Raw genomic sequence first — 10,099 nt, 5'->3', positions numbered from 1 at the left:
GGGGCGTGGCCTGGTGGATATCGGCGTGGTGCAGCTTCAGCCGGGGGTGGATCCGGATCCCTTGGTGCGGCAGATGCGAGCTTTGCTGCCGGAAGATGTGCGGGTGCTCTCACGGGCAGAGTTTATCGACATGGAGCAAACCTACTGGGAAGAGGGCACGGCCATTGGCTTTATTTTCGGCCTGGGGGTGGGCATGGGCTTCATTGTCGGCATTGTGATTGTCTATCAAATTCTCTACACCGATGTGTCGGATCACCTGGCGGAATATGCCACTCTCAAAGCCATGGGCTATACCGATACCTACCTGCTGGGGGTGGTATTTCAGGAGGCGCTCCTGCTGGCCGGATTGGGGTACATTCCTGCCTTTGCCCTGTCGGTTTTGCTCTACGATTTGACGGCCAATGCCACGTTGCTGCCTATTGCCATGACCTTCAACCGGGCAGTGCTGGTGCTGGGGCTGGCGGTGAGCATGTGTTTCATCTCAGGAGCGATTGCCGTGCGACGGCTGCGGGCAGCCGATCCTGCCGACATTTTCTAGAGTTTTGGCCATGGGTGAAGCGCTAGGGTGTTGAGCAATAGTCTGTCAAAGGGGGCTGGATGGATGGTGAAGGGTTTGAACTAAACTGTCTAAAAACTGCTGGGATCCTCATCAACGCTCTCCGGCCAAAGGTTTCTAAATGGTCTCATCTCAACGCTCCAAATGACGGCCTAAGTGGTCAATGAGTTGTCAACGCAAAGTTTTGAGATTTTGAGTTTCCTATGCTGACTCCTCTTCTCGATCAAGCTGCCCTTGCTTCTGCCCAGAATGCCGTTGAGCCAGTGGTGAAAGCCGAAGGTGTAAACCACTATTTCGGCGAGGGATCCCTGCGCAAGCAGATTCTCTTCGACATTAGCTTTGCCCTGCAGCCAGGGGAGATCGTGCTGCTGACTGGCCCTTCCGGCTCCGGCAAAACCACCCTGCTGACGCTGCTGGGGGCCTTGCGCTCGGTGCAGGAGGGCAGCTTGCGGGTGTTGGGACAGGAGCTGCGGGGAGCTCAGCCCAGTACTCTCATTCAAATCCGCCGCCAGGTCGGGTACATTTTCCAGGCCCATAACCTGCTGCGATCCCTGACGGCAGCCCAAAACGTGCGCATGGCCCTGGAGCTGCACAACGGCCTCTCTCCTCAGGAAGCCCAGCAGCGAGCGGAAGCAATGCTGGCGGCGGTGGGCCTGGGGGGTCGCGTCCACTACTACCCGGAACAGCTTTCCGGCGGACAAAAGCAGCGGGTGGCCATTGCCCGCGCCTTGGTTAGCCATCCCAAGCTGGTGCTGGCGGACGAGCCCACGGCAGCCCTAGATAGTAAGTCGGGCCGCGAGGTGGTGACCCTGATGGAGAAGCTGGCGCGGGAGCAGGGCTGCACCATCCTCATGGTGACCCACGACAACCGCATCCTGGACATCGCGGATCGGGTGCTGCACATGGAGGATGGCCGGCTGGAGAGCCAAGGGGTTGCCTAGCTTTGCCCAGAGCAGGCGTGGCGGCGGTACCAGTCGATGGTGCGCTGCAGCCCTTCCCGCAAGCCGACTTTGGCCACAAAACCCATCCTCTCTCGGGCCTTGGAGACATCCAGACAGCGGCGGGGTTGGCCGTTGGGCTTGTCCGTTTGCCAGCGGATCTCTCCCCGGAACTCCATCAGCTCGCAGATGAGGGCAATCAGATCCCGGATGGAGATCTCTTCACCGGTGCCCAGGTTCAAGGGATCCGCCCCGTCGTAAAGCTGGGTGGCCATGACAATGCCGCGGGCCGCATCTTCAGCGTAGAAAAACTCGCGGGTGGGGCTGCCATCCCCCCACACTTCGACGTAGTTTTGGCCCCGTTGCTGCGCTTCGTGCACTTTGCGGATCAAGGCTGGGATGACGTGGGAGCTTTCGGGGTCGAAGTTGTCCATGGGGCCGTAGAGGTTCACCGGCAGGAGGTAGATGCCGTTGAAGCCGTACTGCTGCCGGTAGGCCTGCAGCTGCACCAGCAGGGCTTTCTTGGCGATGCCGTAGGGGGCGTTGGTCTCCTCTGGGTAGCCGTTCCAGAGATCCTCTTCCTTGAAGGGAACGGGGGTGAACTTGGGATAGGCGCAGATGGTGCCCACGCAGACAAACTTCTCCACCCCGGCCAGGTAGGCGGCGTGGATGAGCTGGGATCCCATGATGAGGTTGTCGTAGAAGAGTTCTGCCGGCTTGGCTTGGTTGAGGCCGATGCCACCCACGTGGGCGGCCAAATGGATGACGATATCTTGCCCTTGCACCACCTCTTGGCAGACTTCCCAACGGCGCAGATCCTGGGTGCGGGAGCGCGGGATGCGCACCTGCTCCGGCTTTACCCCCAGCACCTGCAACTGTTGCAGCACATGTTTGCCCAAAAAGCCGCTGCCCCCTGTGAGCAAAATGCGCTTCTGGCTGAGATCGACGGAGCTGGGCAAGCTGTTGGGCATAGATCCGACGCAGAGAACTTCCGGCTTTCATTATGCTGCAGACGGGATAGCCGTATTCCAGACTTGTTGGCGATGGTCATCGAGAATAGGCAAGGCATCAACTCAAAACCTGGGCAAACCGCGCCGGCGACAGAGCAGGGATCCATTCATCCGCTTGTCCATAGGCTTGTTGGGCGAAGCGACGGGCCAAAGCGGGCAGGATGGGCAGGGGATTGCTGAAGCCGGAAAACAGTTGTAAGCCTTCCCAGCCGGGCAGGGATCCGACCAGAGGCTGGTGATCAGCGCTGAAGGCCACCAAGCAGTGATACCACCGTCCAGGCAGGTGGGCCAACTTGGGCAGGTAGCGACCGGCTTGTGCCCGGATCTGGGCTTCGCTGGCGGCTGCATCCACCTCGGCATGGGGATCCGTCAATACCCGGCTGATCTGGCCCATGCGAATGCTGCCATCTACAAATTGCAGGATCCCGGCATCCAGAATCGGCGGGCAAAGCTCGTGCCCTGGCTCGTCCCAAAGGGGATCCCGATCGGGATGGGCGGCTTGTCGTTCCAGTTCCAAGCGTTGCACGGGCACGCTCATCACCAACGCTTTCAATTGCAAATCCGAGGGCTCCAGCTCCAGGGATTCGGCATGGGTGTAGTAGATGGGCACCCGGATTCCCGCTTGGCGCAACAGAGCCCGTGTCCAGCCGCCGGCACACACCACCACCTGGCCTGCTCCGTAGCAGTCGGCTCCGGACTCTACGCCCGTGATGCGCGCTCCCTGCCGCCGCAGGGCCGTTGCTGTTGCGATCAAGAGGGATCCCCCCAATCGTTGAAAGGCTTTTTGAAAGGCCAGCGCCGTCAACAAGGGGTTGATGTGGCCATGCCGAGCCCAGAGGACTACTTCCAGAGCGGCCGGATCCAGCAGCGGCTCCAGCTCGCAGGCTGCCGCCACCGAAATCCGCCGGGGTGGGATGCGACAGTCGGCCAGATCCGCCTCAACGGCCTCTGCATCGTAGCCGGGGGCAATGGGCATGAGCAGGTCCAGCTCACGAAATTGAATGTCTGCCTCCAACTCCTCTGACAGGGTGCGGTAGCGTTGGATCCCTTCTTCCCCCAAAGCTTTGAGCATCGGCGTTTTGCCCGCCCAATGGGCCAAGCCCCCGTAGCTGTAGCGGGTTGCTCCGTTCAGCACTCCATCTTTCTCCATCAGCAGAACGGATCCCCCCTGGCGGGCCAGTTCATAGCTTAGGGCTGCCCCGGTAATCCCACCGCCGATCAGAATCCAGTCGTAGTTGGCCATCACTTCCCTCTTTGCCCTGAACCTCATCTTGCGGCAAAGAGGCTCAGTTTGGGGTAGCGAGCGCAGCAGAACTCGGATCCGCACTGGTGGCGGTACTGGCTGAAGCGGAACTCACAAAGGGCTTCCTTGAGTCCAGATTGAGAGTCCCCTTGGGTCCAGAGTCAACATAAAAGGCAGGTTAGTGGCATCGGCCATCTGCAAATGAACCTGTGGCGGCATCTGGCCCAGACTTTATCGCTGCACACTTCCCCAACGGGCAAACCCAGACAGACATAGTATCAACAGAAATAGGCAGGGATCGCCGGGATCTCTGCCCATCTCAAGCCCGAAATTGGATCTCTTCTCGGCTTTCCTCAAGCCTCTTCAAGACTCCTGCGCCAGGCGAGCGTAAAACAAGCCTTGAACGCGAACAGTGTGGGGTTCCATCGCCCCTTGCTCGGTGCTGGAAGGCTGAATGCTAACAAAGGATCCCGCCATTTCGCCAGTGCTGGGATCCACGCGAGCAATCCGCAGGGACATTTTCCCCTGGGAAACCTCGTCCACCTTGCGGTTGGTGGCAAAATCATCTTTGGCAGCCTGTAGACCTACCGCAGTGTCGTAGCCGGTGTTGGATCCCCGCCCGCGCGGGTCGAGGAAGGTGCTGCTGTGATAGCCGGGCACCAAGAACTCCCCTTCAAAATCGGTCGAAGGGTCAATGGCGGAGCCCTGGGCAGTGGCGACCAAGTCCTTCACGCTAAACAGAAACGGCACCAGCTCGCGGCGGGGCATTTGGCCGGTGGTCGGCTGAAAGGTGATCCCATCCACCACTTTGAGCTCCAGCGCGCCGTCTTTGGGAGTCACCTCGGCTTTAATCGGCCCCAGAGTGGCCGCTGAGATCATGATGTTTTTGGCCTTGATGAACTCTTTCTCGCCGTTCCGCTTTTCCTCTTCCACCTCAATTTGCACCGGCTGGAAGCAGACATCCGTCAGCTTCAGGGATCCCCCCCTAGGCACTTCGATACGGCCCCGGGCGTTGTCCGAGACCGAAGGGCAAATGGCGGCCTTGCCGGTGTTGCGGATCTGGTCATAGGTCAGCGGCGCCTTGGCAGCCTTAGCCGGAACAGCAAAGACGCTCAAACAAAGCGCCAACAGGATGGCGAGCAGTGGACGGTACCGCATAATCAACCTCGAAAAACCTTTTTTGAATCTGAACGCTGCTGGGGGAAATAAGCCCGAATGCCCCCATTGTACGCAATCGTGATCCCCCTCAGAGGAAGTGCCTCAAAATTAGCCACCCACCAACAGGGATCCCAGCCAGCGTTCCCGAATCTGGGTGATCAACTCGCGGATAGGCTGTTGGTTGACACGGTAGCTGATGGGATGGGCAATCAGGCGAGCTGTACTCTCGAATAGGCAGTCTCGCTCAATCAGGCCGTTTTCCCTCAGGGTGCGCCCTGTGGCTACCAAGTCGACGATGGCATCGGCCATGCCGGTGAGGGGGGCCAACTCCACCGAACCATAGAGAGAGATAAGCTCCACCGGCAAATCCAGGCGGTCAAAATACTCCCGGGCGCAGCCGACAAACTTAGAAGCCACGCGGGCATGAGCAGGCAACTGAGCTGCCGAGTGGTAGGGGCTATCTTGGGGAAGGGCCACCGACATGCGACAGTGGCCAAATTGGAGATCCAACAGGTGGGCCACCCGCGCTTCGGTGCCGGCATAGCGCTCCCGCAAGACGTCGTAGCCGACAATGCCCAACTGCGCCTGCCCGTACTCCACGTACACCGGCACATCGTGAGTGCGCACCAGCAGCGCTTCGTAGCGTTGTCCGTTCAGCCGGGTGGGGGATTCAATCCGCAGCAGGCGATTGCCGGGATCCAAAAAACGGCTGAAATCGATCCCCACCTGCTGCAGGCATTGAATGGCCTCAGGCAGCAAGGCCCCCTTGGCCAGGGCAATCGTGATGGGTGGGCTGTCGGGACGGCCATCCAGCATCTTTTTCAGGATCTACTACATTTGTTCTGATACATCCGTCTGAATCTTGGGCCAGGAGCAATCAATGTAAGAATGCTGGGATCCCCGTCTGCCGGGTGGAACTCTCAGGAGAGACGGGGCAAAACGAGGGGCTCAGGGGAAACCCTTGGCGAAATGCCCAGAGGCGGGCGGGTTCTCCCAGAAGAGCAGACCCCCTCGATTGTAGGGGATCGGACTCCCAGCAGCGATTCCCCGGCCTCTTGAAAGCCCCGCCGGTTCTCTGGAATGCCGATCCTGGGATGATAAAGTCAGAGCACGGTTAGCCCGGAGGAGTGACGACGGCATGAAAGCCATGATCCTGGCAGCAGGCAAAGGCACGCGGGTACGGCCCATCACCTACATGATGCCGAAGCCGATGATCCCCATTTTGCACAAGCCTGTCATGGAATTTTTGGTGGAGCTGCTGCGGGAACACGGCTTCGACCAGATCATGGTCAACACCAGCCACTTGGCCCACCAAATCGAAGACTACTTTCGAGATGGGCAGCAATGGGGGGTTCACATCGGCTTTTCCTTCGAAGGCCATTTTGAGAACGGCCAGCCGGTGGCCGAACCTCTGGGCTCCGCCGGCGGTATGCGCAAGATCCAGGATTTCTCCGGATTTTTCGACAGTACCTTTGTGGTGCTCTGTGGGGATGCCCTGATCGACCTGAACCTCACGCAGATCGTCAACTTCCACAAATCCAAGGGAGCGCTGGCCACCGTGGTGTTGCGGGAGGTGGATCCCAGCCAGGTCTCCAGCTACGGAGTGGTGGTAACCGATGAGACGGGTCGCATCACTGCCTTCCAAGAAAAGCCCAGGCGGGAAGAGGCCCTCAGCCACACCATCAACACCGGCATCTACGTTTTCGAGCCGGAAGTGTTCGACTACATTCCCCCCGGCTGCCCCTACGACATCGGCAGCGATCTCTTCCCGGCCTTGGTGAAAGCGGGCGCTCCCTTTTATGGGATCACGGCTGACTTTCAGTGGGTGGACATTGGCCGCACCCACGACTACTGGCTGGCGGTGCAAAAAGTGCTGCGCGGCGAGATCAAGGGAGTCAAGGTGCCCGGGATCCAGATTCAACCCGGCGTATGGACGGGGATCAACATCCGCGCCAACTGGGATCGCATCCACATCGAGCCACCGGTCTACATCGGGGCCAGCAGCTATTTGGCGGACGGGGTCAAACTCATCGGCCCCACGGCAATTGGCTACGGATGTGTGTTGAATGAAGGGTGTACGCTGGATGGCAGCTTGATTTTTAACTACACCCAGATTGCGGCAGGCGTGACCCTACGCCACCAGATGGTGATGGGTCGCTACTGCATTTCCTCGGATGGCAATGCCATCGACACCGAAGAGTCCAACCTCACGTGGCTGATCGGAGATGCCCGCAGCAATGCCAACGGCAAATCCCCATAGCGCCCTCTACCTCTACGGGATCGTCGCTGCCCCTGGCCCGCGTCATCTGAGTGTGGTGGGGCTGGACAAGCAGCCGGTGCAGGTTCATGGGCTGGGATCCCTGGCCTTCTTGTACTCCCAGGCTCGACAGGAGCGCTACCTGGCCAGCCGGGCCAACTTGCTCGCCCATGAAGCCGTGCTGGAAAAAGTGATGAACGAGGGACATCGGGCTCTGCTGCCCCTGCAATTTGGTCTGGTGGTGAGCGGCTGGGAGCAGGTGGAACGGGACTTGGTGCAGCCCCGCTTGGCGGATCTGCTGGCTCTGCTGGAGCGCCTGGAGGGCAAGCGGGAGGTGGGAGTCAAAGTCTTCTGGGATCCCGAGCAGGAGCTCAAGCTGGGGCTAGAGGAAAACCCTGCCCTCAAAGCTCGGCGAGACGAAATGGCCGGCGCTCCTCTGAGGCTGGACGCGGTAGTCGAGATCGGACGGGCTCTGGAGCAGCTCTTAGAGCAGCGACGTCAGCGCATTGCCCAGACCTTTACAGCAGCCCTCAGCCCCTTGGCCAGCGACCGCGTAGAAGGAGATCTGCTCACCGAAAACATGGCCTACAACGGCTCGTTTTTGATCAATTGGGAAGATGAGCCGGTTTTTGCCCAAAAAGTGGAGGAGCTAGACCACACCTTTCAAGGGCGGCTGCGCATTCGCTACAACAACTTCACCGCTCCCTACAATTTCGTCAAACTTTGACACACTCAGCTGTATTGGGTCACTTCTCTACAAAAGACAAGAGGAGACCGCTCGGCTGAATGGTCGAAGGCAGGGATCCTTTTGGAAATCTGCTCAGGTATTGTGGGGATGGGCGCTGCAGTCTGTAAGCCGAGGGAGACGGTATGGGGTTGCTTATTTTTATCTTGTTTTTAGCTCTGGCTGCCGGGATCTTGGCTCTAGCCCTTTACCACGAAAAGAAACGTCGAGAAGCTCTGGAGCGGGTAGCTGCACAGCTAGGAATGCGCTTTTCTGCCCAGTTGCCTGAAGAGATTCGATCTCGCTTGTTGCAAGCAGGCTTTGGACTGTTTGAACGAGGCCATGGGCGGCGTTTCTATAATTCGATGTCCAAGCGGCTGATCGATGGCACTGAGATTACCGTTTTTGATTACCAATACACCCGCGGCAGTGGCAAGAGTTCTAGCACTTATCGCCAGTCCGTCTTCTACGCCTATCACGAGGATCTTCATCTGCCCCGTTTTCGGCTGCACCCCGAAAATGCCCTTTTCCATGGCATCGCCAAAGCTTTTGGCATGCAAGATATCAATTTCGAGAGCCACCCTAAGTTCTCCCGGAGCTATCTCTTGCGAGGAGAGAATGAAGCCCAAGTTCGGCTGCGGTTCCATCCTGGCGTCCTTGGTTTTTGGGAGCAGCATCCCAACTATTGCGCCGAAGGGGCCGGCGCCCACCTCATTCTCTGGCAGAATAACCGACAGGTGAATCCCGAAGGGATGGCAGAATGGATGCGCTTGGGGGAAGAGTTGACTCAACGGCTGCGGCGTATGTAGTAGCAGAGCCTACGGCCCCCCGCCGCGAACGGTCAACCTCGGCCTAAACCTCACCCCAAGAGGGTGCGCTGCAATCTCAAGAACCTCTCTACTGAGCGCCGAGGGCCGCCAACAAATCATCTGCCAATGACACCGCCGTATAGACCAAAGCCTGTCGTTGCTCAGGAGACAAATCGCCAACAGGAGTCTGGGGATTGCTCACGATACCTTGCAATACCTTGCTGGCTATGTATTCCCGCTTGGAAACCCCTGGGCTGGAGATGGTGGGGTTGTCGAGAGAGAACTTCTGATGGTGCTCGAAGGGGAAGGCGTATTCGGGGGCAACTGGCATCGCTCGACTCCAGATGGATCTCTACACTCTGCTTTGCCTATTTTCCCATCCTCTCTCGCTGGGGATTTTAAAAAAGCGGTGCCTCAAAAAAGACATAACGGGTTATCGTAATCAGAGAGATCCCTATGTGGGGGAAGGATCTGGGCTGCTCTCCCTTGGGAACAGTGGACATGCATTTGAGGGATTCTTTTCGACGCACCAAAATTGTTGCCACCATCGGCCCTGCCAGCTCGAATCCAGCCATTCTCAGGGAGATGATCCTGCAAGGGGCAACCACCCTTCGCCTGAACTTCTCCCATGGGGATCACGAGCTACACCGCCGCAGCATTCGCCTGATCCGCCAAACCGCGATGGATCTGGGCATCCAGGTCGCCATCTTGCAAGACCTACAGGGGCCGAAAATCCGCTTGGGCAAGTTCGCCGAAGGCTCGATCACCCTCAAGGCAGGGGATCCCTTTGTGTTGACCAGCAAACCTGTCTTGGGATCCCAAGAGCGCAGCTGGGTCACCTACGACAAGCTGGCCCAAGAAGTGCCCGAAGGAGCGACGATCCTCATCGACGACGGTCGAGTGGAGATGCGGGTGGAAGCCGTGGATCCGGAAGCGGGCGAACTCTTCTGCCGCACCATTGTCGGGGGTACCCTCTCCAACAACAAGGGGGTCAATTTCCCCGGTGTGCGCCTGAGCATCCGCGCCGTGACCCCAAAGGATAAAGAAGATCTCTACTTCGGCCTCAACCAAGGGGTGGATTGGGTGGCCCTCAGCTTTGTGCGGGATCCCTCTGATGTGCTGGAGCTGCGGGAGCTCATTGCCTCAGCCAAACGGCCTTCTTCCGGCTCAGCCGACAAGCGGGTACCCATCATCGTCAAGATCGAGAAACACGAGGCCATTGAACAGCTGCCCCAGATTTTGGCCCTCAGCGACGGTGTGATGGTGGCGCGGGGAGATCTGGGGGTAGAGCTGCCCGCGGAAGAGGTGCCGATCCTGCAGAAGCGGGTGATCGCCCTGGCCAACTCCCTGGGGATCCCGGTAATTACGGCCACCCAAATGCTGGACAGCATGGTGCACAGCCCC

Annotated in this window: 11 protein-coding genes; 6 read left to right on the top strand and 5 right to left on the bottom strand. The window is 58.9% G+C overall.

Annotation, left to right across the window (positions count from 1 at the left end; all coding sequences use genetic code 11):
- The coding region (locus NW815_RS04220) for an FtsX-like permease family protein (protein WP_414415743.1) at positions 1–538 on the top strand (538 nt) is incomplete at its 5' end.
- Positions 539–759: 221 nt separating this feature from the next.
- The gene (locus tag NW815_RS04215; RefSeq protein ID WP_414351864.1) at positions 760–1,497 is read left to right on the top strand and encodes a DevA family ABC transporter ATP-binding protein; all 738 of its coding nucleotides are present in this window, start codon (positions 760–762) and stop codon (positions 1,495–1,497) included.
- Here NW815_RS04215 and NW815_RS04210 read toward each other — a convergent pair.
- The 4 genes from NW815_RS04210 to hisG form a co-directional block, all read right to left on the bottom strand.
- Positions 1,494–2,465: a GDP-L-fucose synthase family protein gene (locus NW815_RS04210; protein ID WP_041436472.1), complete on the bottom strand. Its 972-nt coding sequence runs from the start codon at positions 2,463–2,465 to the stop codon at positions 1,494–1,496. The genes NW815_RS04215 and NW815_RS04210 overlap by 4 nt on opposite strands.
- A gap of 97 nt (positions 2,466–2,562) precedes the next feature.
- The gene (locus tag NW815_RS04205) at positions 2,563–3,747 is read right to left on the bottom strand and encodes an NAD(P)/FAD-dependent oxidoreductase (protein ID WP_414388273.1); all 1,185 of its coding nucleotides are present in this window, start codon (positions 3,745–3,747) and stop codon (positions 2,563–2,565) included.
- Positions 3,748–4,110: 363 nt separating this feature from the next.
- On the bottom strand, positions 4,111–4,905 hold the full coding sequence (locus tag NW815_RS04200) for a photosystem II manganese-stabilizing polypeptide (RefSeq protein WP_414342666.1): 795 nt from the start codon (positions 4,903–4,905) through the stop codon (positions 4,111–4,113).
- A 108-nt stretch (positions 4,906–5,013) separates the two neighbouring features.
- Positions 5,014–5,721: an ATP phosphoribosyltransferase gene (gene hisG, locus NW815_RS04195; protein ID WP_011433162.1), complete on the bottom strand. Its 708-nt coding sequence runs from the start codon at positions 5,719–5,721 to the stop codon at positions 5,014–5,016.
- Between the two features lie 322 nt (positions 5,722–6,043).
- Here hisG and NW815_RS04190 point away from each other — a divergent pair, with 322 nt between their 5' ends.
- The 3 genes from NW815_RS04190 (at position 6,044) to NW815_RS04180 (ending at position 8,695) form a co-directional block, all read left to right on the top strand.
- Positions 6,044–7,165, top strand: coding sequence for a sugar phosphate nucleotidyltransferase (locus NW815_RS04190; protein ID WP_414388275.1), 1,122 nt, complete (start codon positions 6,044–6,046; stop codon positions 7,163–7,165).
- Positions 7,143–7,889 carry a GvpL/GvpF family gas vesicle protein gene (locus tag NW815_RS04185; protein WP_414388278.1) on the top strand — a complete coding sequence of 249 codons (747 nt, stop codon included), beginning with the start codon at positions 7,143–7,145 and terminating at the stop codon, positions 7,887–7,889. The genes NW815_RS04190 and NW815_RS04185 overlap by 23 nt, the downstream gene beginning before the upstream one ends.
- 143 nt (positions 7,890–8,032) lie before the next feature.
- Positions 8,033–8,695, top strand: a complete 663-nt coding sequence (locus tag NW815_RS04180; protein WP_414388279.1) for a hypothetical protein — start codon at positions 8,033–8,035, stop codon at positions 8,693–8,695.
- Between the two features lie 88 nt (positions 8,696–8,783).
- On the opposite strand, the gene NW815_RS04175 is transcribed toward NW815_RS04180, so the two are convergent.
- Complete coding sequence (locus NW815_RS04175; RefSeq protein ID WP_011433158.1) at positions 8,784–9,026, bottom strand: hypothetical protein; 243 nt, start codon at positions 9,024–9,026, stop codon at positions 8,784–8,786.
- A gap of 170 nt (positions 9,027–9,196) precedes the next feature.
- Between NW815_RS04175 and pyk the strand changes: the two genes are divergently transcribed.
- On the top strand, positions 9,197–10,099 hold a 903-nt coding region (gene pyk, locus NW815_RS04170; protein ID WP_414415744.1), incomplete at its 3' end, for a pyruvate kinase.

The organism is Synechococcus sp. R6-7 (assembly GCF_047461695.1).
Lineage (GTDB): Bacteria > Cyanobacteriota > Cyanobacteriia > Thermostichales > Thermostichaceae > Thermostichus.
This window is presented reverse-complemented; position numbering and strand designations above follow the sequence as displayed.